At 67.5% G+C, this 21,567-nt stretch carries 16 protein-coding genes and 1 pseudogene; 5 read left to right on the top strand and 12 right to left on the bottom strand.

The window, feature by feature from the left end:
* The 4 genes and pseudogenes from ASE96_RS18655 to ASE96_RS19670 all read right to left on the bottom strand — a co-directional run.
* On the bottom strand, positions 1-1,288 hold a 1,288-nt coding region (locus tag ASE96_RS18655), incomplete at its 3' end, for a carboxyltransferase domain-containing protein (protein WP_235500346.1).
* A 32-nt stretch (positions 1,289-1,320) separates the two neighbouring features.
* Positions 1,321-2,661: an MFS transporter gene (locus tag ASE96_RS18650; RefSeq protein WP_056434038.1), complete on the bottom strand. Its 1,341-nt coding sequence runs from the start codon at positions 2,659-2,661 to the stop codon at positions 1,321-1,323.
* A gap of 95 nt (positions 2,662-2,756) precedes the next feature.
* Positions 2,757-3,119, bottom strand: a pseudogene (locus tag ASE96_RS18645) (LamB/YcsF family protein); the annotation flags it as partial.
* Between the two features lies 1 nt (position 3,120).
* A partial coding sequence (locus ASE96_RS19670; protein ID WP_235500348.1) for a LamB/YcsF family protein occupies positions 3,121-3,273 on the bottom strand: 153 nt, incomplete at its 3' end.
* A 107-nt stretch (positions 3,274-3,380) separates the two neighbouring features.
* On the opposite strand from ASE96_RS19670, the gene ASE96_RS18640 reads away from it, so the two are divergent.
* Entirely contained in the window at positions 3,381-4,082 is a 702-nt protein-coding gene (locus tag ASE96_RS18640; RefSeq protein WP_056434036.1) for a GntR family transcriptional regulator, read from the top strand.
* Between the two features lie 985 nt (positions 4,083-5,067).
* Positions 5,068-9,924, top strand: coding sequence for an NAD-glutamate dehydrogenase (locus tag ASE96_RS18635; RefSeq protein WP_056434033.1), 4,857 nt, complete (start codon positions 5,068-5,070; stop codon positions 9,922-9,924).
* Positions 9,925-10,578: 654 nt separating this feature from the next.
* Here ASE96_RS18635 and ASE96_RS18625 read toward each other — a convergent pair.
* Both ASE96_RS18625 and ASE96_RS18620 read right to left on the bottom strand, forming a co-directional pair.
* Positions 10,579-11,814: a thiolase family protein gene (locus ASE96_RS18625; RefSeq protein WP_056434026.1), complete on the bottom strand. Its 1,236-nt coding sequence runs from the start codon at positions 11,812-11,814 to the stop codon at positions 10,579-10,581.
* Complete coding sequence (locus ASE96_RS18620; protein WP_056434023.1) at positions 11,807-13,231, bottom strand: class I adenylate-forming enzyme family protein; 1,425 nt, start codon at positions 13,229-13,231, stop codon at positions 11,807-11,809. The genes ASE96_RS18625 and ASE96_RS18620 overlap by 8 nt, the downstream gene beginning before the upstream one ends.
* 58 nt (positions 13,232-13,289) lie before the next feature.
* Between ASE96_RS18620 and ypfJ the strand changes: the two genes are divergently transcribed.
* Positions 13,290-14,171 (top strand): KPN_02809 family neutral zinc metallopeptidase, encoded by an 882-nt coding sequence (gene ypfJ, locus ASE96_RS18615; protein WP_056434021.1) that lies wholly within the window; start codon positions 13,290-13,292, stop codon positions 14,169-14,171.
* A 241-nt stretch (positions 14,172-14,412) separates the two neighbouring features.
* Here ypfJ and ASE96_RS18610 read toward each other — a convergent pair whose 3' ends face one another.
* The 6 genes from ASE96_RS18610 to ASE96_RS18585 form a co-directional block, all read right to left on the bottom strand.
* Positions 14,413-14,745, bottom strand: a complete 333-nt coding sequence (locus tag ASE96_RS18610) for a metal-sulfur cluster assembly factor (RefSeq protein ID WP_056434018.1) — start codon at positions 14,743-14,745, stop codon at positions 14,413-14,415.
* 13 nt (positions 14,746-14,758) lie between these two features.
* A complete protein-coding gene (gene sufC, locus ASE96_RS18605) occupies positions 14,759-15,556 on the bottom strand; it encodes a Fe-S cluster assembly ATPase SufC (RefSeq protein ID WP_056434015.1) in 798 nt (265 codons plus the stop codon).
* Between the two features lie 89 nt (positions 15,557-15,645).
* A complete protein-coding gene (locus tag ASE96_RS18600) occupies positions 15,646-16,005 on the bottom strand; it encodes a non-heme iron oxygenase ferredoxin subunit (RefSeq protein ID WP_056434013.1) in 360 nt (119 codons plus the stop codon).
* Positions 16,006-16,032: 27 nt separating this feature from the next.
* Positions 16,033-17,319 carry a Fe-S cluster assembly protein SufD gene (sufD, locus tag ASE96_RS18595; protein WP_056434010.1) on the bottom strand — a complete coding sequence of 429 codons (1,287 nt, stop codon included), beginning with the start codon at positions 17,317-17,319 and terminating at the stop codon, positions 16,033-16,035.
* On the bottom strand, positions 17,319-18,782 hold the full coding sequence (gene sufB / locus ASE96_RS18590; protein WP_056434007.1) for a Fe-S cluster assembly protein SufB: 1,464 nt from the start codon (positions 18,780-18,782) through the stop codon (positions 17,319-17,321). The genes sufD and sufB overlap by 1 nt, the downstream gene beginning before the upstream one ends.
* Complete coding sequence (locus ASE96_RS18585; RefSeq protein ID WP_200913096.1) at positions 18,782-19,576, bottom strand: helix-turn-helix transcriptional regulator; 795 nt, start codon at positions 19,574-19,576, stop codon at positions 18,782-18,784. Before ASE96_RS18585 ends, sufB begins: the two co-directional genes overlap by 1 nt.
* A 215-nt stretch (positions 19,577-19,791) precedes the next feature.
* Between ASE96_RS18585 and ASE96_RS18580 the strand changes: the two genes are divergently transcribed.
* Both ASE96_RS18580 and ASE96_RS18575 read left to right on the top strand, forming a co-directional pair.
* Positions 19,792-20,760: an ABC transporter ATP-binding protein gene (locus ASE96_RS18580; RefSeq protein WP_056434004.1), complete on the top strand. Its 969-nt coding sequence runs from the start codon at positions 19,792-19,794 to the stop codon at positions 20,758-20,760.
* Entirely contained in the window at positions 20,757-21,566 is an 810-nt protein-coding gene (locus ASE96_RS18575) for an ABC transporter permease (RefSeq protein WP_082492852.1), read from the top strand. Before ASE96_RS18580 ends, ASE96_RS18575 begins: the two co-directional genes overlap by 4 nt.
* Position 21,567 lies beyond the last annotated feature (1 nt).

The raw sequence follows: 21,567 nt of genomic DNA, 5'->3' as shown, positions 1-21,567 counted from the left end.
GCTGGTCGAACCAGTCGGCCCGGGGGCCGGGGACGACGTCGAGCACAGTGACGCCGGTGTCCGGGAAGTCCGGCTGCAGTTCGGGGTGTCCCACGACGCCGGACTCGGCTTCCCCGCCGGCGGCGAGGAGCTGGCCGGCGGCCAGCGGTGCCGGGCCGATCCCGGACATGGTGTCCGTGGAGCGGCTGCCAAGCACCGGGGCGGTGTCCACGCCGCCGCGGACGGCGAGGTAGCTGCGGAAGCCGCTCTGCGGTGCCCCGATGACCAGGGTTTCGCCGTCGAGCAGCGCGAAGGGAGTGGCCATGGGGATGGTCCGCCATGCTGGTTCGAAGTCGTCCTCGGACGGCGTCTCGACGGTCAGCTCCGCGGGCGCCCCGGTGACGGCGAGGACCTGGTCCCCGACAGCCTGCACCGACAGGCCGCCGGCGACGGTTTCCACCGCGGCGGCCGACCTCGCGTTCCCGACCAAGCGGTTAGCGCGGCGCAGCGAGGCGCGGTCCAGCGCACCGGCCGCGGAGACGCCCAGGCCCGAGTGGCCGAAGCGGCCGAGGTCCTGGATCAGGCTCTGCAGGCCGGGTGAAACAATCCGCAGGCCGGACGCCGCCTCCGGGGCGGCTGCCTGGGCCGGGTGTTCCGGTGCCATGGTGACGATGTCGCGGACGGCGCGGAACTGGACCCGGTGGCCGGGGGCGGCCAGGGCGGGCTGTTCCCGGTCCAGGTCCCACATCCTGGCGCCGGTGCGGCCGAGCAGCTGCCAGCCCCCGGGCGAGCGGCGCGGGTACACGGCCGAATAGTTACCGGCCAACGCCACCGAACCGGCGGGGACCGCGGTGCGCGGGGAGCTGCGCCGCGGCACCTCAAGGTCCTGATTCTCCCCCACCATGTAGCCGAAACCGGGGGCGAAGCCAGCGAAGGCCACGGTCCAGATTTGACCGGTATGGGCTGCGATCACGCCGTCGGGTCCAAGGCCGGTCAGCTGCCCCACCTCGGCGAGGTCCTCGCCGTCGTACACGGTGTCGATGAGCACCAGTTCGCCGTCCCGCTGCACGGGGGCGGTGAGGTCGAGCTGGAGCAGCCGGGCCGCGATCCGCCGGGCCGCCACCGGCGAATCCGCGGTGACCAGCACCGTCTGGGCCGCGGCGAGGACGTCCAGCTGCCCCGGCAGGGGGTGCTCCAGGAGCAGCGCCTGAAGTGCCAGCACGTCCTGGGTTCCGGAGAGCTCGGCGAGTACCGCGCGGGTTCCCACGGGCCGCACCGAGCGGACCTTATGCAGTGTCGGTGCTTCCATGGCTACCTCAATCATCCGGTTGTCCGCGCCGTTCAGGCGTGGGAGTCCTGCAGGAGACGCTCTTCTTCGTCGGTGTGCGGGTTGCGCCCGATGGCCAGGCCGACGACGGTCACGATGGAGGCGACCGCGAGGTAGCCGGCGATCAGGAACCAGTTCCCGGTGGCGGCGAAGAGGGCGGTGAAGACCAGCGGTGCGATGGCGCCGCCGATGACGCCGGCCAGTGTGTAGGCCAGCGAGCTGCCGGCGTAGCGCAGCCGGGCCGGGAACTGTTCGGTGATGTAGGCGGCCTGCGGGCCGTACATGAAGGCGTGGAAGGCCAGCCCGATCACGATGCCGATGGTCAGCGTGAGGACCGACTTGTCCTGGATCATGACGAAGAACAGCGGGATGTACAGCGCGGTGCCGACGGCGGCGATGCCGTAGACGAGGCGGCGGTTGATGCGGTCCGTGAGGGCGCCCGCCGCGGGGATCAGGACCAGCTGGAAGGCGGAGCCGATCAGGATGGCGGTTAGGACGTTGCTGGTGCTCATGCCCAGTTCCTTGGTGGCGTAGACGGCCATGAAGACGGTGAGCAGGGAGTACAGCACGTCCGGGCTGATGCGGGACAGGGCGGCGGACACGAGGGCGCGCGGTTCCTTGGTGAAGACGTCCTTGATGGGCGCCTTGGGCTGTTCGCCGTGGGCCTGGATGGCCTTGAAGACGGGGGTTTCCTCGAGCTTGAGCCGGATCAGCAGGCCGAAGCCCACCAGGACGGCCGAGGCGAGGAAGGCCACGCGCCAGCCCCAGGAGAGGAAGTCTTCGTTGCTGAGCGACGCTGCGAGCACGGCCAGGACGCCGTTGGCCATCAGGTTGCCGGCAGGCGGGCCGATCTGCGCGGCGGAGGACCAAAAGCCGCGCCGCTTGGCGTCGCCGAATTCGCTCGAGAGCAGGACGGCACCGCCCCACTCGCCGCCGACGCCGATGCCCTGCGCCAGGCGCAGCAACACGAGGATGATGGGGGCGGCTATACCGATGGTGGCGTAGCCCGGAAGCGCGCCGATCACCACGGTTGCGATGCCGATCAGCAGCAGGGTGGTCACGAGGACGTGCTTGCGGCCGATCTTGTCACCGAGCCGGCCGAAGATCACGCCGCCGATGGGACGGGCGAGGTAGCCTACCGCAAAGGTCGAGAAGGACAGCAGCAGGCCGACGTATTCGTCGTTGCCCGGGAAGAAGACCTTGGGGAACACCAGGGCCGAGGCCACGGAGTAGATCGCGAAGTCGTAGTACTCCAGCGAAGTGCCGGTGAGGCTCGCGACGTAGGCCTTGAGGGCGCCGGGCGGGATCCTCCTCTTGCCGGCGGCCGGCGTGGCCTGATGCGGTGCTGCAGTCATGGTTTTCCTCCAGGTGTGCGGGGTGCTGCCTGTTGCTCGGGTTAATGTGCGGATGATCCCGGCGGAACCGGGGATGAAGCAGGTCTGGCTTCGGCTTAGACGAACGCGGCGGTGCTGATGCCGGCGGCGGCCAGGGCCTCGCGTACTGCGGCGGCCATGGCGACGGCTCCCGGGGAGTCGCCGTGCACGCAGATGCTCTCTGCGCGGATCTTCAGGATGGAGCCGTCGATGGTGCGGACGGCGGAATCGGAGGCCATCCGGAGGACATGCTCAGTGACCTCCGCGTGGTTGTGCAGGACGGCTCCGGGCAGGGTGCGGGACACCAGGGTGCCGTCCGGGTTGTAGGCGCGGTCCGCAAAGGCCTCGGTCACGGCGCGGAGGCCGGCGGCCTCGGCCAGACGGAGCACTTCGGAGCCCGGCAGGCCCAAGCGCGATCGACAACTTCCTGATGTTCGTTGNGCGGCAGGTCTTCCGGATCACGCTGGGGTCGCCGGCATGGAAGCCGCAGGCCACGTTGGCGCTGGAAACCGAACGGAACATCGCCGTGTCGTCTCCCAAGCTCCAGCGGCCGTAGGACTCGCCGACGTCGCTGTTCAGGTCGATAGTTGCCATTTGTGATCCTCGTCTCATGATAGCCCCCTACTAAGGATGCATCACTTCGGCCGATTGTTCAACAATCTGACGATTTAACATTGGAACAATCGTGTAGATTCGGCACCATGACGACTTCCAATGCGGGAACCCGCGCCCAGGCAACAGCGCAGGCTGCATCGGCGGCGCGGCTGCGCGTGACGGTTCCCTCGGTGGCGGACCGGGTGGCTGCGGAGCTCCGCCTGCAACTGGCGGAAGGGGTGCTCCTGCCCGGAACACGACTGACCGAATCGACCATCGCGGAGGACCTCGGCGTGTCCCGCAATACCGTCCGGGAAGCCTTTGCCGAACTCGCCGCGGAGCGGCTGGTGGTCAGGCTGCCCAACCGTGGCATCTTCGTTGCCAGCTTGGGACCGGGCGACATCCATGACGTCTACACCGTGCGCCGCGCCGTCGAGGTGAGCGCCATCCGGAACGGAGGGACCCCCGAGCGGGTGGCGGCGGTCCGCGCCGCCGTCGAGGAAGGCAAAGCCGCGGCGGCTGCCGGCGACGAGGAAGCCCTGGGCACCGCGAACCAGCACTTTCACGGCGCCATCGTGGCGCTGGCGGAATGCCGCCGGCTGGACACGATCATGTCCCAGGTCCTGGCCGAGATGCGGCTGTTCTTTCACAAAGCCACGCTGGATGCGCACTTCTACCGCGGCTACCTCGACGACAACGAGGAGATCTGCGCGGCCTTGGAAGCCGGCGAGCTGGACCGCGCCGGGGACCTGCTGCTGGCCTACCTGGACCGCTCGGAAGCGAAACAGAGCGCCGTCCACGGCGAGTGACGCCTGCGGAATTGGCGTGGGTGTCGTCCTGGCGAACGAGCTCGAGGTCTTTCGGCCTGGTCTCCCCGGGAACGGAGGCCTTCGAGTGGCTCGGACCATGCGATGACTTGATCTACCAGCTGGATCAATATCCGGCCGTTAGACCCACGACCCGCTTTAAACGGGACCTTCCAGCCTTGGCACCAACCGCCGCCTCCCGGCCTGGGCACATACCCCGTGACACCCCCAGCGCCGCCGAGACCGTAATGATCAGGGCGGACTCGCCCGCAGCAGCCCGGCGCATCGGAAGGATCCTTCGTGAGCTGAAGCTCACCGCGCCGGCGGAGTTCGGTTCGTGGCAGACGGTGTGGAAGCTGCACCGCAGTTTCGCGGCCGGCGGGACCTGCGACCCTATCCACGCAAGACTTTGGCCGAAGACGCGGCCGGTCAGATCTACTGGACCGTTTCGGCGGACTGGACGATCAACCGCGCCCGCCAGCACGGAACCAACCTGTCCCGCAGGGCAAGGCGGCGACTGGCCAATGCGCCCCGTCGTCATGGACGCAGTGACGGTCCCGTGGCCTGGCGCGGACGACCCAGGCCACGGCCTGACGCCGTAATGGGCGACAAGGCATACTTGTCCAGGGCGAACCGGTCGCTGCTGCGCGGGCGCAGCATTAAGACCGTCATACCCGAACCCTCGGATCGTTCGGGCACCGGAAACGCCGCGTATCATGCGGTGGGCGCCCCGTGCGCTTCGACTCCGACGCCTAAAAGGCCGCAACAGCGTCGAACGGTGCTTCAACCTCTTCAAACAATGGCCGGAGCTGCCCTGAAAGCGGCGCACGCGGGTTCCAATCCCGCCATCCCGCCTCGGCTTGCTGATCGTTTGCTTGTCCCCGCGGGGGTGGACTGCCTGGCCCGCGCCAGCCATCATGAAAGCAGGCGCGAGGTTCCGGCGACCGCAGCAACACGGCCTCTCCTTGCGCGATGGAGGCGCAACGCAATGTCCCCAAGAACCGGCCCTGCAGACCATGCCCCGGTGAACCCCTCCGCTGACGACACGGACACGTTCCTGACGGACTACTACGAGCATGTGGCCGACGACGACCTGCGGAACTACACTGCCGAATCGCTCCGGAACCGTGCAGGGTACCATCGTTCGCTGGCCGCAACCCGGGGCCCGGGCCAGGCCGTCATCGGAGTGCTGAGTGAAACGGACGCCAGCGTGGTGGCAATCGTGGCTGAGGACATGCCGTATCTGCTCCCCTCCGTCACGGCGGCACTGGCCCGTGACAGTGCCGCCATACGCTTGCTGGTCCACCCCATCTTCACCGTTGGCAGGGCCCGCGGAACGAACAGGCTCGTGGACATCCAGCCGGTACCGCTGCGCACTGCCTTGCCGGTGGGAAACGAGCCTTCAGCGATGCCGTCACGGCCTGAATCCAATGGAGATTTGACCTGCGCGGAGGCCTGGATCGCTGTCGAAATCGCCAGGCTGCCGGACCAGGCCAGCGCCGACCGGCTCACTCTGAATCTCCAGGCGGTCCTGGCCGATGTTCGGGCGGCCGCCGAGGATTCCGCAGCCATCCACCGGCATCTGACTGCGGAAATTTCCGCCCTGGATGCCAACGCGGCTGCGGCCAGCGACGCAACAGTGCAGGAGAGCAAGGATTTGCTGCTCTGGCTGGCCGACGGCAACTTCCTATTTCTCGGGTACCGCGGGTATGGCCTGGACGACGATGACGGACTGCGGGTCCTCGCGGCGCGGCCGGGGCCCGGGCTCGGGCTCCTCCGGCACCGGGAGCAGAGCCGGCCGCTGCAAGGCTCCGCCATGCCGGGGGCCCGGGGACCGGCCCTGGCCCTCACGAAGGCAGGCATCCGTTCCACAGTCCTCCGGGACGCCTACTTGGACGAAGTCAGCCTCCTGACGTTTGACATGGCCGGCAATCCCACCGGGGAAGCGTGCTTTGTTGGCCTTTTCGCCCCCAGCGCTGCAAGCCGGTCCGTGCTTCACATTCCGGTCATCCGGGACAAGGTGGCCACGGTACTGGACCGCTTCGGATTCCCGCCCGGTTCCCATGCCGGCAAGGAACTGCTGGCCACCATCGAGGTCTATCCCCGTGAAGAGCTCTTCCACATCGACGCGGACGACCTGGCCGGACACATGCGCGAAATCCTGCGCCTCCAGGAACGCCACAGCACCCGGCTGTTCCTCAGGCCCGATTCCTATGGACGCTTCATGTCCGCCTTGGTTTTCCTCCCCCGCCGCCGCTACAGCACGGCGGTCAGGCTCAACATCGAGCGGGAACTGCGCGAGGCCTTCAACTCGAAAGCCGTCGAGTTCGAACTTCGTCTCAGCGAGTCGGCCATGGCTCGCGTGTTTTTCCGGATCCTGCTCCCGGGCGGAGGACGGGCCGCCGTCGAAGCTTCAGCACTGGAGCTGCGCATCATCGCTGCCACGAGGTCATGGGCCGAGGGCGTGGACGAGGCTCTGCAGCACAGATTCCCCGTTGGCGAGGCCGCCCGGCTGTCCATGCAGTGGGCCCGGGCGTTTCCGGCAAGCTACAAGGCTGACTACGAAGTGGAGGATGCCGTCGAGGACATTGTTAAATTCGAGAGCCTTGACGGGCCGGACGGCAGGAACCCCGGTGACCCGCTGCTTTCCGTCTACGTGCGCCCGGGGACTGCGGTGCTGGCCGAGGACGCCCGGATCCGCCTCTATCTGACACGGCCGCAGAGCCTAACGCAGATTCTGCCGTTCTTCCACAACCTGGGGCTCGAGGTGCTCGACCAACGGCCCTTCGACGTCCGGCGTGCCGATGGCCGCACCTTCTGGCTGTACGACCTCGGGCTGAAATACCCCTCCGGCGTGGACCCCCTGGGCACCAGCGGGCTGCTTGCCGACTCGTTTTGCGCCGCGATGCGAGGAGACATCGAGTCCGACACCCTTGATGCACTGGTCATCAGGGAAGGAATCGGATGGCGCCAGACAGTCATCCTTCGCGGCTACGCGAAATACCTGCAGCAGCTCGGAACCACCAACTCCTACGGCTTCATGGCGGACACGCTGCGGGCGAATGTCCGGGCCACGCGCGCACTCCTTGCACTCTTCGAGGCCAAGTTCAATCCGGTTCTCGACCAGCCAACCCGCCTCAGTGACATGGACTCCGCCCGGAGTGAGCTGACGGCTGCCATTGACGCCGTGCCGGTCCTGGACGCCGACCGTCTGCTGCGGTCCTTCGCGAGTCTTGTCGAGGCGACGCTGCGCACCAACTACTTCCTGAACAAGCCCTACCTCAGCTTCAAGCTCAACCTCTCCGGCGTCCCCGTTGCACCTGCTCCCCGGCCAAAATACGAAATCTGGGTCTATTCGCCCCGGGTTGAAGGGGTGCATCTGCGCTTTGGCTCCCTGGCCCGCGGCGGGCTTCGCTGGTCCGACCGCCGGGAGGACTTCCGGACGGAGATCCTGGGACTCGTCAAAGCGCAGACCGTCAAGAACGCCGTGATCGTGCCAACGGGTGCCAAGGGGGGTTTCTATCCGAAGCGGCTGCCCGATCCCGCCACGGACCGGACGGCTTGGTTGGCGGAGGGCCAGGAGAGCTACCGGATCTTCATCCGCGGCATGCTGGACATCACCGACAATTTGCTCACATCCCTCGACGGCGCCCCCGGGTCCACCGAACGGGTGGTGCCGCCCGAGCGGGTGGTCCGGCACGATGGCGATGACTACTACCTGGTGGTGGCCGCCGACAAGGGGACGGCCGCGTTCTCGGATATCGCCAACGCCCTGGCCCTCGAGTACGGATTCTGGCTCGGCGATGCCTTCGCCTCGGGCGGCTCGGCGGGCTATGACCACAAGCAGATGGGCATCACGGCACGCGGCGCCTGGGAGTCGGTCCGGCACCATTTCCGCGAGCTGCTCATCGACTCCACGGCAGAGGACTTCACGGTAGTGGGCATCGGCGATATGAGCGGCGACGTGTTCGGCAACGGGATGCTGCTCTCCCGACACATCTTGTTAGTGGCGGCGTTCGACCACCGACACATCTTCCTGGACCCGAACCCCGATCCGGCCGCCTCCTATGCGGAGCGGCAGCGGCTGTTCGGGCTTCCCCGCTCCTCCTGGGCCGACTACGACGTCTCCAAAATCAGCGCGGGCGGCGGCGTGTTCTCCCGGCGGGAGAAGTCGATCAAGATCACCGAAGCGGTGCGCCTTGCGCTGGGGCTGGAACCGGGAAGGACGGCGATGAGCCCGCCGGAGCTGCTCAAAGCCGTCCTTCTGGCCCCCGTGGACCTGCTCTACAACGGAGGCATCGGCACCTACGTCAAGGCCTCCAGCGAGACCCACGCGGATGTGGGAGACAAGGCCAACGATCCCATCCGTGTCAACGCCATTGAGCTGAGGACCAGGATCATCGCCGAGGGCGGCAACCTTGGCATCACCCAGCGAGGCAGGATAGAGGCCGCACTGGGCGGGGTCTTGCTGAACACCGATGCGATCGACAACTCCGCCGGCGTGGACTGTTCGGACCACGAAGTGAACATCAAGATCTTCCTCGACCGGATGATCGCCGCGGGAAGGATGTCCCCGGACGAAAGGACAGGCTTCCTGCACTCCCTTCAGGAGGAAGTCGCACGCTTGGTCCTGAAAACCAATGTGGACCAGAACGCACTCCTCCTCAATGACCGCCAGCTGGTGCTTCACTGGAGCCCGAGCTTTGAGCGGACCATGGACTGGCTGGACGCCGTGACGGACCTGGACAGGAACCTTGAATGCCTGCCCAGCACGGAGCAACTGCACACCCGTCTGCAGACCGGCGCAGGCCTGACATCTCCGGAGCTCTCCGTGCTGGCCGCGTATGCCAAGATCCAGCTGGCCAGGGAACTCACACTCAGCGGTCTGGCCGATGACCCCTGGTTCTCCCGGACGCTGCACGACTACTTTCCGCGCCAGCTATCGGAGCGGTTCGGGGAGGAGCTGTCCACGCATCCGCTGCGGGGGCAGATCGTAGCCACTGTCATTGCCAACGACATGATCAATCTGGGGGGCATTGCCTTCGCCTTCCGGGCAATGGAGGAGACCACGGTATCGGCGGCCGCCGTGGCCCGCGGGTTCGTGGTCATGCGCAAGATCTGGGACTTTCACTCAATTACCGAAGCCCTCGCACAGCTGCCGGCAAGCATCCCCAGCGAGCACGGGTGTGCCGTGGCACTCGACATGCGCCGCACGCTGGACCGCTCGACACGGTGGTATGTCAACCACGATTTCCGGGACAAGCCAATCGCCGATGCATTGGCCCGGCTCGAGCCCCCCATGTCGCTTCTGCGCCCAAAGTTTGGCAGCTTCCTTCACGGCGTGAATCTGCAGCATGCGGTGATCCGTCTAGCCCACACCGACGCCGTCGGCCTGCCCCATGACTTGGGCGTGCGTGCCTCCGAGATCCTGGTCAGCTATGGCCTTCTGGACATCTCCGCCATATCGGAAGAGCTTCAAGAGCCCGTGGACACCGTGGCTGAAGTGTACTTTGCCGTCTTCGAGCGAATCTCTGCGGTCCCCATTCTTGAACACATCACTGCGCTGCCGCGGGAAACCCATTGGCAGGCCCTCGCGCGGGCGGCGCTTCGGGACGACTTGTATTTGGTCCTTGCCGGCATGACGAAGGCTGTTGTGCGGAATACTCCACGCCCCACCGCCCCCGGAACCGATCCAGTGGAGCGCATCGTCGCCTGGGAACGCGAAAATATCGAACAACTCGCCAGGATCCAGGAAACCATCAAGGAGGCCATCAAGCCGGGCCCGGTGGACATCGCAGCATTGTCCGTTGCGGTCAAGCTGTTGCGGGCTTTGGTCAGCCGCTAGCTAGAGGTGCATTTCCCCGGGCTGCGGTTCCATATCGAAGCCATGGTCCACCAGACCGCGCGGTTTCGGCTTTTCGATTTTGCTCCTCCGCGGCTGTGGCGGCGCAGCTCAGCGGTAATCAGACGGAGGAACTCGGCGCCGTTGAGGAGCCCCGTCATGCCGTCGCGAGTGGTGCGTGCCCTGAGGTCACTGGTGGGCTGTGCGTTGCTCAGCGCAGCCATGCTGAAGGACACAACCAGCAGAGGCGCCATGATGCCCAGAGTGGTAACGGCCAAACCAATGCAGGCAAGGCATACCGTTTCCGGTGCTGAACAGGATCAACGCGGCACACCACCAGGCGCTGTACGCGGAACACGTCTGACGGAAAGCGCTCGGCAAACCTTAGCGTCGGATATTTCACTTTTCACAAGCCCTCCCTAATAGCGCGGAACCACTGGACATGCCGTCCCCAGCGCGCGGCCAGTGGACATAAGCCCAGTATGTCCACTGCCCGGGTCCAGGACTGAGCATGTCCCAAGGTGCGCTGAGCGGGACATGCTCTCCGCAGCTCCCGAGCGGGGGACATGCCCTCCCCAGCGCGCGGCCAGTGGACATAAGCCCAGTATGTCCAGTGCCCGGGCCCAGGACTGAGCATGTCCCAAGGAAGCGCAGCAGCTAGGAGAACCGCCGGTACTCCAGCAGCGCTGCGGTGCCCATTCCTCCGGCGATGCTGATCATGGCCAGCGCCAGTTGCCCCTCGACCGGGCTGCGCCGAGCCTGCGCCAGCAGCCTGGTGACCAGCACCGCGCCGGACGCGCCGTAGGCGTGGCCCAGGGCCAGCGCGCCGCCGTCGAGGTTGGCCCGTTCCGGCGGGATGCCCAGCTGGTCCAAGCACGCAATGGTCTGGGAGGCGAAGGCCTCGTTGAACTCGACCAGTCCCAGCTCCGCGGCACGAACGCCGCATCCTTCCAGCAGCCGTTCGGCAGCCGCGGCCGCCCCGATGCCCAGCAGCCGCGGGTCAACGCCGGCCGTGTCCGTTCCCAGCACCAGCAGGCCGTCGCCGGCCCCCAGCTCGCGGGCGCGTTCCACCGACGTGATGACGACGCCGGCCGCACCGTCCGCGTCGAAGCAGGAGTTCCCCGCCGTGACGGTGCCGCCCTCGGCGAAAACGGGCGGGAAGCGTGCGAGCACGGCCTCCGTGAGGCCCCGGCGCGGCCCGTCGTCGGAAGTCACCGTGCCGCCGTCGGTACCACCAGCGCCGTCCGGTCCGGCAACCCCTGCGAGCTGCACGATCTCGGCGTCGAAGGTCCCCGCGGCGGCGGACGCCAGTGCCCGCCGGTGGCTGCGCAGCGCCACCGCATCCTGCCGCTCCCGGCTGATGCCGAAGTGCGCGGCCACATTCTCCGCGGCCACTCCCATGTCCGGATCGCCCAGGCCTACGGGGACAAACTGCGCCCGGGTGAAGAAGTCGGGGACACCCCCGGCGCCCCGGCGGGCACGCAGCGGCGCCGTGCTGATGCTCTCCACACCGCCGGCCAGATACAGCCCGCCCCCGCCGGCGGCCACGAGGCCGGCGGCCAGCACGATCGCGTCCAGCCCGGAGCCGCACTGACGGTCCACCGTGACGCCGGGGACGCTGACCGGAAGCCCGGCCTCGAGGGCTGACAGCCGGGCCACGTTTCCGCCGCCGCCCACGGCGTTGCCGATTACGACGTCGGCAACCGACTCCGGAGCCGCGCCGGTGTCGGCCAGCAGGGCACGGAGCACGGGGGCGAGCAGTTCATGGGCGGGGACCGCCTTGAGTGCGCCGTTCGCCCGGCAGATGGGGGTGCGCCGGGCGGCAATGATCACCGGCTGCCGTTCCTCCGGCAGGGTGGCCAGCGCGGCGGATTGCGGCTGCCGCTCAGCCAAGGCGCCGGATCCGGGAGTCGTTGCGCGCAATCCAGTCGAGGAGCAGTTCCCGGCTGAGTTTGCCGCGGTCCGTCAGGGGCAGTTCGGCCAGGGCAAAATACTCCAGCGGCCGTTTGTTCCGCGCCAGCACGTCCTCAACGCCGGCCTTCAGCTGGGTGGCAGTCACCCCGCCGTGCGAAGGCACAATGCCGGCCACCACCTTCTGCCCGCGGAGATCGTCCGCCAAACCGGCCGCCACGGCGGCGGCCACACCGGGGACGGAGGCCAGCGCCAGCTCCACCTCGTGCGGGTAGACGTTGGTGCCCGCCGTGATGATCATGTCCGAGCGGCGGCCCAGCATGTGCAGGGTCCCGCCGTCGAGGTAGCCCTGGTCCCCCACCGTGTGCCAGCCGTCGAAGCTCTGCAGGGCCTGGCCGTCGTCGCCCCAGAGATAGCCGTCGCTGACCATCCCGCTGCGGACGCAGATGTTGCCGTCAGTGCCGTCCGGCAGCTCGGCGCCGTCGTCGTCAAGGATGCGGATCCCGACGCCGGGGAACGGCTTCCCGATCGCTGCTCCGCGTTGCTCGGGCTGCTGCCCGGGCCGGAGCCCGGCCCCGGAGACAAAGCTGAGTTCCGAGGCGCCGTAGTATTCAAAAATGGTGGCGTTGGGCGCCCAGCGGCGGGCAGCTTCAAGGGTCCGCGCGTCCAGTTTCGAGCCGGCACAGATGATGGTCCGGATGCCTGAGGCGTCCACACCGCCACTGAGCCCCCGTTCGCTGAGGAGCCGGAGCATCGTGGGGACGAGCACCAGACGGGTGATCCCGTCATGGCTCACCGCGGCGTGGGCGTCGCCGACGTCGAACCGCGACAGGGTATGGAACTCCGAGCCGGCGTACAGGCATTCGGCCAGGGCATAGAGATTCAGGCTCGCCGCGAGCGGCCCGGGCGCCAGGGTCTTGTCGTCCACCGCAAGGCCGAAGAACTGCACCGAGGCGTCGAAGGACAGCTGCCAGGAGCGCCGCGTGCGGGTGAACGCCTTGGGGACGGACGTGGTGCCGGATGTCAGTCCGATCAGGAATGTCGTGTCCGGGAGCCCGTCGGCGAGTTCCAGCCCGGCCGCGGGTTCTGAAGGGGTGCTGGCGCCCGACGCGGCCGGCACGGCGTCGCGGATCCGGTCCCTGATTCCGTCCTGGAGCTGCTGCGGCCACAGCGGGTCCAGCACGGCGCATTGCCGCTCCCCCGCGACGGCGGCTGCGAACGCGGTGGCGAAGTGCAGCGAGTTCTCCTCGGACAGCATGGTTACGGCGGGAGTGTCCGGCAGCAGGCCGGCGGCCGTGTCCCGCAGCTCTTCCCAGCTCAGGCGCTGCCCGTCCACGACGACGGCGGTTCCGTCGGGGCGGTCATCGGCCCAGCGCTGGAGTCTGTTGAGAAAAGGCATCGGACCAACTTTACCGGGCCGGAACCCCCGCCCAACAGGGACGCGATATTGTGACAGCATGAGTTTCAATGACAATGTCCAGCTGGACCCCTCGCAGGTCCAGGACCGTCGCGGCATGGGCCGCGGCGTCAAAGTCGGCGGCGGGATCGGCGGCGGCATCGTCCTGCTGATCGCGGTCCTGCTCGGCATCAATCCGGGCATGCTGGAAGGCCTGGGTGGCACCACGCAGGACCCCGGGGCCCAGGGCACCGCCCCGGCCTGCACTACCGGGGCCGACGCCGACGCCCGGCTCGACTGCCGCATCACTGGCACGGTCAACAGCCTGAACGCCTTCTGGCCGGCCTACCTCGCCCAGTACAACAGGCAGTACCCGCGGCCGGACACGGTGATTTTTGATGAGGCCACCAACACCGGCTGCGGCGCCGCCACCTCGGATGTGGGCCCGTTCTACTGCCCCGCGGACACTACCGCGTACTTTGACCCGGGGTTCTTCCAGGACCTCGTGGATCGATTCGGGTCCTCCGGCGGGCCGCTCGCGCAGGAGTACGTCGTCGCCCACGAGTTCGGGCACCACGTGCAGAACGTGCTGGGCAGCCTCGACCGCGCCCAGCAGGACCCGAAGGGACCGGAATCCGGTGCCGTCCGCGTGGAGCTGCAGGCCGACTGCTATGCCGGACTCTGGGTCCGCTACGCCACCACCACCGAGGACCCCGCCACGGGCCAGCCGTTCCTGGATCCGCTGACGGAACGGGACCTGCAGGATGCCCTCTCCGCAGCCTCGGCTGTGGGAGATGACCGGATCCAGGAGGCCGCGACGGGTCGGGTGTCACCGGAGGCCTGGACTCACGGCTCCAGCGCCCAGCGGCAGAAGTGGTTCTACCAGGGGTACACCACCGGCGACATCAAAAAGTGCGACACGTTCGCCGTCGCCAGTCCCTAGCCCGTCCGTTGCTCCGTAACTGCCGTTTTGGGCTGCCATAAGGGCGGTTGCGGAGCAGTCGATGAAACGACGACGGCGGCCGGTCACCTTCCATGGAGGGTGACCGGCCGCCGTCGTTTCATGTCAGGGGCCCCGGCCGCCTGGGCCCACGTTACCGAGGGGCCCCAAGCGAGCGTGCGAGTTTGGGGAGGTAGCGGGGAGGGTTCCCTGGCCGAAGCGGAGCGAGGCTGTGAGGCGGGACCTAGATGTTGAAGCCGAGGGCGCGCATCTGGTCGCGGCCGTCCTCGGTGATCCGCTCCGGACCCCACGGCGGCATCCACACCCAGTTCAGGCGCCATTCGTCGACGACCCCGTCCAGGGCCTTGCCGACCTGCTCCTCGATGACGTCCGTGAGCGGGCAGGCGGCCGTGGTGAGCGTCATGTCGATCAGCAGGGCGCCGTCGTCGTCTGAGTACTTCAAGCCGTACAGCAGGCCGAGGTCAACGATGTTCACGCCCAGTTCAGGGTCGATCACATCCTTGAGTGCCTCTTCGACATCCTCGAGGCCCGTGCGGGCCACATTGAGTTCGGTCATCGTGAAGTCCTAACTAGGCCTGGGCTGCAGCGTCAGCGGCAGCAATGGTGGCTGCCCCTGCGCCGGTGGCGTAGCGGTCGTAGCCTTCTTCTTCGAGGCGGTCGGCGAGTTCCGGGCCGCCCTCTTCGACAACCTGGCCGTCAACGAACACGTGCACGAAGTCCGGCTTGATGTAGCGCAGGATCCGGGTGTAGTGCGTGATGAGCAGGGTGCCCATGTTGCCTTCGGCGTGGGCGCGGTTGACACCCTCGGAGACAACCTTGAGTGCGTCAACGTCCAGGCCGGAGTCGGTCTCGTCGAGGATGGCGAACTTCGGCTTGAACAGCTCCAGCTGGAGGATTTCGACGCGCTTCTTCTCGCCGCCGGAGAAGCCTTCGTTGACGTTGCGCTGCGTGAAGTCGGCGTCGATGCGCAACTGGGCCATGGCGGCCTTGACGTCCTTGGTCCAGGTGCGCAGCTTGGGTGCTTCGCCGTCGATGGCCGTCTTGGCGGTGCGCAGGAAGTTGGTCATGCTGACGCCGGGAACCTCGACCGGGTACTGCATGGCCAGGAACATGCCGGCGCGGGCGCGCTCGTCGACGCTCATCGCGAGGACGTCTTCGCCGTCCAGCGTGATGGTGCCGGAGGTGACGTTGTAGCGCGGGTGCCCGGCGATGGTGGACGCCAGGGTCGACTTGCCGGAACCGTTCGGGCCCATGATGGCGTGGGTCTCGCCGGTCCGGATGGTCAGGCTGACGCCCTTCAGGATTTCCTTCGTGCCCTGCTCGGTGTCAATGCTGACGTGCAGGTCCTTGATCTCAAGAGTAGACATGTGCCTTGTTCTCCTCTGCACCGCGCCCTTCGGCACTGTGCGGTTTCTTGTCGATAAGTTCTGTAGTGCGGGTTGCCGGCTGCAGGCAGCTAGCTGAAGTTCGGGGCCTCGGCGCCGTTCAGGACGTTGGTGAAGTCCACGTAGACCTCGTCGTCCAGGACGGTCACGGCAAAGACGGGGACCGGATCGTAGGCCGGCAGCTGGAGCGGCTCGCCGCTGCGCAGATCGAACTGGGAGCCGTGGCCCCAGCACTCGATCATGCAGCCCTCCACCTCGCCTTCGGAAAGGGAGATGTCCGCATGCGAGCAGGTGTCCCCGATGGCGTGGATTTCGCCCATCGAGTCCTTCACGATCGCGACAGGGTAGTCGTCGACCAGGATCCGCAGCGCCTGCTTGAGTTGGATCTCACTGGCGTTGCAGACGAGCTCGCCTCTTGGCTGTTCAGTCATTGATGGTTTCCCGTGCTTCTGTGATGGCTAATGATTCGTTGCCGCGAGTTCGCGCTCGACAGCGGCCGTGAGGCGCTCCTCGATGGCAGGAACCTTGATCTTCTGGATGATCTCGTTCAGGAAGCCGCGGACCACCAGTCGGCGGGCCACCTCTTCCGGAATGCCGCGGGCCATCAGGTAGAACAGGTGCTGGTCGTCGAAACGTCCGGTGGCGCTGGCGTGGCCGGCGCCGGCGATCAGGCCGGTCTCGATTTCCAGGTTCGGCACGGAGTCGGCGCGGGCGCCGTCGGTGAGAACCAGGTTGCGGTTGGCCTCGTAGGTGTCGGTGCCTTCTGCTTCCTTGCGGATCAGGACGTCACCCACCCAGACGGTGTGCGCGTTCCGGCCCTGCAGTGCGCCCTTGTACAGGACGTTGGACTTGCAGTTGGCGACAGCGTGGTCCACGAAGAGGCGCTGCTCAAGGTGCTGGCCGGCGTCGGCGAAGTACAGGCCGAACAGTTCCGCTTCGGCGCCGGGGGCGGTGAAGCGGGCCGAGGGCGTGACCCGCACGAGGTCGCCGCCGAGGCTGACGACGATGTGCTTGAACTTGGCGTCCCGGCCGAGCTTTGCCTGCTGGGAGGACGCGTGCACGGCGTCGTCGTTCCATTCCTGGAGCGAGATGACGGTGAGCTGCGCGCCGTCCTCCACGAGGATCTCGATGTTCTCCGAGACGACGGCGGTGCCCTGGTGGTCCAGGACAACGACGGACTTGGAGAACTTCTCCGCGACAATCACGACGTGCTGCGCGGAAGCCGCGGTGCCCTGGCCGGTCAGCAGGACGCTGACTTCGCCGTCGGCCTGGACCTCGGCCGGAACCGTGATCACGGTGGCTTCGGTGAAGTTCTCCCAGGCGTTTGCGGAGACGCGGTCCTCGGGGATCGCGGCGGAGCCGATCCGGCGGTCGTCGCGGCCGACGGTTTCCACGATGACGTTGTCCGGCGCGGTGACGCTCACGGACGGCGCGGCGCCGTTGAGAACCTCGGTGTGCAGGCCGCGGAGGCGCTTGAGCGGGGTGAACCGCCAGTCCTCTTCCATGCCGGTGAGCGGCTTGAAGTCCGCCAGCTTGTAGGAGGTCAGGCGGCCGGCGCGTGAGCTGTCCGGAACGCCGACGCCGCCGCCGTGCGAGTGCCGCTTGACGGCCTCGCCGGCCAGCGGGGACTTGGACTCCGCGGCGTTCAGCGGTGAAAGGCTCTCGCCTTCCTCGGTGAAACCGTTGATGAACGGCTGGGCTGACGGCGCGCCGATGCGGGCCTTTTCAGTAGTGATGTCAGTCATTAGCCGACCGATCCTTCCATCTGCAGTTCAATCAGGCGGTTCAGCTCGAGCGCGTATTCCATCGGCAGCTCGCGGGCAATCGGCTCGATGAAGCCGCGGACGATCATCGCCATGGCCTCGTCTTCGCGCATGCCGCGGGACATCAGGTAGAACAGCTGCTCTTCGCTGACCCGCGAGACCGTGGCCTCGTGTCCCATGGTGACGTCATCCTCGCGGATGTCGATGTAGGGGTAGGTGTCCGAGCGGCTGATGGTGTCCACCAGGAGCGCGTCGCAACGGACCGTGTTGGCCGAGTGCTTGGCGCCTTCGCGGACCTGGACCAGGCCGCGGTAGGCGGCACGGCCGCCGCCGCGGGCCACGGACTTGGACACGATCGAGCTCTTGGTGTTCGGCGCGATGTGGACCATCTTGGAGCCGGTGTCCTGGTGCTGGCCTTCGCCGGCGAAGGCGATGGACAGCGTCTCGCCCTTGGCGCCCTCACCCACGAGGTAGACGGCCGGGTACTTCATGGTGACCTTGGAACCGATGTTGCCGTCGACCCACTCCATGGTGGCGCCCTCTTCGCAGATGGCGCGCTTGGTGACCAGGTTGTACACGTTCGTGGACCAGTTCTGGATAGTGGTGTAACGGACGCGGGCGCCCTTCTTCACAATGATTTCCACGACGGCGGAGTGCAGCGAGTCCGAGGTGTAGATCGGTGCGGTGCAGCCTTCGATGTAGTGGACGTAGGAGTCCTCATCGGCGATGATCAGCGTCCGCTCGAACTGGCCCATGTTTTCCGTGTTGATGCGGAAGTATGCCTGCAGGGGAATGTCCACGTGGACGCCCTTGGGGACGTACACGAAGGAACCGCCGGACCAGACGGCCGTGTTCAGCGACGCGAACTTGTTGTCGCCCACCGGGATGATGGTGCCGAAGTACTCCTGGAAGATCTCCGGGTGTTCCCGCAGTGCGGTGTCGGTGTCCAGGAAGATGACGCCCTGGGCTTCCAGGTCCTCGCGGATCTGGTGGTACACCACCTCGGACTCGTACTGCGCGGCGACGCCGGAGACCAGGCGGCTGCGCTCAGCTTCCGGGATGCCCAGCTTCTCGTACGTGTTCCGGATGTCCTCCGGGAGGTCCTCCCAGGTGGCGGCCTGCTTTTCCGTGGACCGCACGAAGTACTTGATGTTGTCGAAGTCGATGCCGGAGAGGTCCGCGCCCCAGGTGGGCATGGGCTTGCGGTCGAAGTACTTCAGGCCCTTGAGGCGCAGGTCCAGCATCCACTCCGGCTCGCTCTTTTTGGTCGAAATGTCGCGGACAACGTCTTCGTCGATGCCGCGGCGGGCGTTGGCCCCGACGTCGTTCTTGTCGGACCAGCCGTACTCATAGGTTCCGATTCCGTGGAGCTCGGGATTCTTTTCCAGAATCTCCGAAATCACAGTGGATTCAGCAACCTTCTTCTCTGATAGTTGGTCCGTCATCACGGCCTTTCTTGCAGATGGTTGGATACTTCGTCCAGGTTGCCCGGGGTGGCTGCGGGGCTGTGAGGCCCCCTGGCCGCCGGACGTCCTGTAGGTATGTGGGTGGTGCAGACGTGGCCGCCGCGCGCCAGGGTGGAAAGCCGGCGGACATCGACGCCGACGAGGCGGGCGAACACCTCGGTCTCCACGTCGCAGAACACGGGGAACTGCGCGGCCAGCTGCTGGATGGGGCAGTGACCCTGGCACAGCTGGACGCTGGAGAGCGCCGCCGGCAGGGGTGCTTTGGCTTCGATCGACGCCGTGGACGCCACGAACCCGTCGCGGCTCAGCGCTTCCGAGAGTGCCTGCGCCCGGGCGGTGATGTCCGGGCCGGCGGCGTTGATCTCCGGCGCGTAGCGGCGTTCCATGTCGCCGAAGCGTTCGACGGCGAACTGCCGCACGGCGTCGGGGCCGGCCATTTCGCCGAGGCGCTGCAGCGCCAGGGTGGCGATGTCCAGGTAGTCGTTGCCGAGCGTGGACTGGCCCTGGGAACTGAGCACGTAGCGGCGTGCGGGGCGTCCGGCGCCCGCGCCGGCGCGGGTGGCGCGCTTGACCTCGATCACCCCGTCGCGTGAGAGGTGGTCCAGGTGGCGGCGGACCGCGGCGGGAGTGAAACCGAGGAGGTCGCCCAGTTCGGCGGCGCTGATGGGGCCGTGCTCCAGGACGGCGTTCAGGACGCGGTCCCGGGTGCGCTCCTCGGGGTCGACTGCCGGAAACGCGGTCGCGGCGCGCGCAACGACCGACTCGAGTGCCACGGACTCCACTGAGTCGCCTGCCTCCGGCGGCACGGCTGATGCCGCGCGCGGGCGAACGCGCCCGGAAGCGACAGACGTTGAGGGGCTCATGGAATACACAACACAATCATGTCGTAATTTAGTCCCCCGTTCCAGTAAGGCATGGCTATCTCCCGCGAGGGGCCCGTCCGGCCGCCCGCCGGAACGCGACGTACTACATCCCGTAGAATGCTGTGGTGCGATCCCCCGAATCCCCCGTCCTGTCCATCAGCGGGCTAGTCAAGGATGTTGGTCCACTGCCCACCCTCGACGGCAAGATGCTGCGGGTGGTCAGCGGCCTTTCCCTCGTCGCCGAACGCGGCCAGGTCACTGCCCTGCTGGGGGCCAACGGCGCCGGCAAAACCACCACCATCGAGTGCGCCCAGGGGCTGCAGAAACGCACCCACGGCAGCATCAGCCTCCTGGGCGAGGACCCGGACACGGCCGGGGCCGGACTGCGGTCCCGGGTGGGTGTGATGCTGCAGGACGGCGGGCTGCCGCCGTCGGCCCGCCCCATCCCGCTCCTCAAGCATATTGCCGGCATGTACCAGAACCCGTGGCCGGTCGGGGAGCTCATTGACCGCCTGGGCATCGGGGCCTTCAGCCGCACCTCGGTGCGGCGCCTCTCGGGCGGGCAGAAGCAACGGCTCGCCCTCGCGGCCGCACTCGTGGGCAACCCCGAGGTGCTTTTCCTCGACGAGCCAAGCGCCGGCCTGGACCCGCAGTCGCGCCAGCTCGTGTTCGGGCTCATCTCCGAACTCCGGAACCGCGGGATGGGCATCGTCCTGACCACGCACCTCATGGATGACGCCCAGCGCCTCGCCGACTACGTCTACATCATCGACGCCGGCCGCAACGTCGCCGAGGGGACAGTCGCGCAGCTCCTGCAGCACCCCCTGCCGCCCGACGCCGGGGAACAGCACATCCGCACGCTGCTGTTCGAGGCCGACCCGGGCCTGGACTTCACCGGCGTGCTGCCCGACGGCGTGGACGTCACCGAAGCGCGGGCCGGCAGCTACGCCGCCACCGGCGCCCTCACCCCCGCCGACCTCGCCGCGATCACCGCCTGGTGGGCAGCCAGGGGCATCATGCCCCGCTCCCTGAGCCTTGAGGCCCGCAGCCTGGAGGACGTCTTCCTCGACATCTCCGGAAGGGAGATCCGATGACCCGCGACAGTGCCGCGCTGGGGAGCGCGCCTTCGGGCAGCGCCCTGCCGGCCCGACCCCTGGGCGGTGCGCCGGCCCCGCTGCTGCGTCGCATCGTGCTGCAGGGCAGGTACGAGACCGCCACCATGCTCCGGAACGGCGAACAGCTGATCCTGGCGGTCGTGCTGCCGTTGCTGGCCATGGTGGGCCTGACGGTCACCCCCCTGCTGGACGGGTTCGGCGCAAGCCGGATCAATGTCGCCGTGCCGGGCATCCTGGCGTTGTGCGCCATGTCCACCGCGTTCACCGGCCAGGGCATCTCCACCGGATTCGACCGCCGCTACGGGGTCCTGCGCTTCCTCTCCACCACTCCCCTGGGCCGCACCGGGCTGATCGCCGGAAAGGTCCTGGCGGTCCTCGCGGTGCTGTCCCTGCAGGTGCTGGTGGTCACGGCCGTCGCCTTGACCCTGGGTTGGCAGCCGGATCCGCAGGGCTGGGCTCCGGCGCTGGCTGTGCTGGTGCTGGGTGCGGCCGCCTTCACGGCTCTGGGTCTGCTCGTTGCGGGCACCGTCCGGCCGGAAGCGACCCTGGCCATCACCAACCTGCTGTGGATCCTGCTGGGTGCCCTCGGCGGGATCGTGATCCCCGCGGAGAAGCTGCCCGCCCTGCTGCAGTCGATCGTGCACTTCCTTCCCTCCGGCGCCCTGGGACAGGCAATGCGGGACGCGTTCCTGTCCGGCAGCGTCAACCCTGGTTCCGTCCTTGTCCTGCTGCTCTGGACGGCGATTGCCGGCGGCGCAGCAACCCGTTGGTTCAAATGGAATTGAG

Source organism: Arthrobacter sp. Leaf69 (assembly GCF_001422645.1).
In the GTDB taxonomy this organism is placed as follows: Bacteria; Actinomycetota; Actinomycetes; order Actinomycetales; family Micrococcaceae; genus Arthrobacter.
Note: the sequence above shows the minus strand (reverse complement) of the source record. Positions and strands in the feature narration are given on the sequence as shown.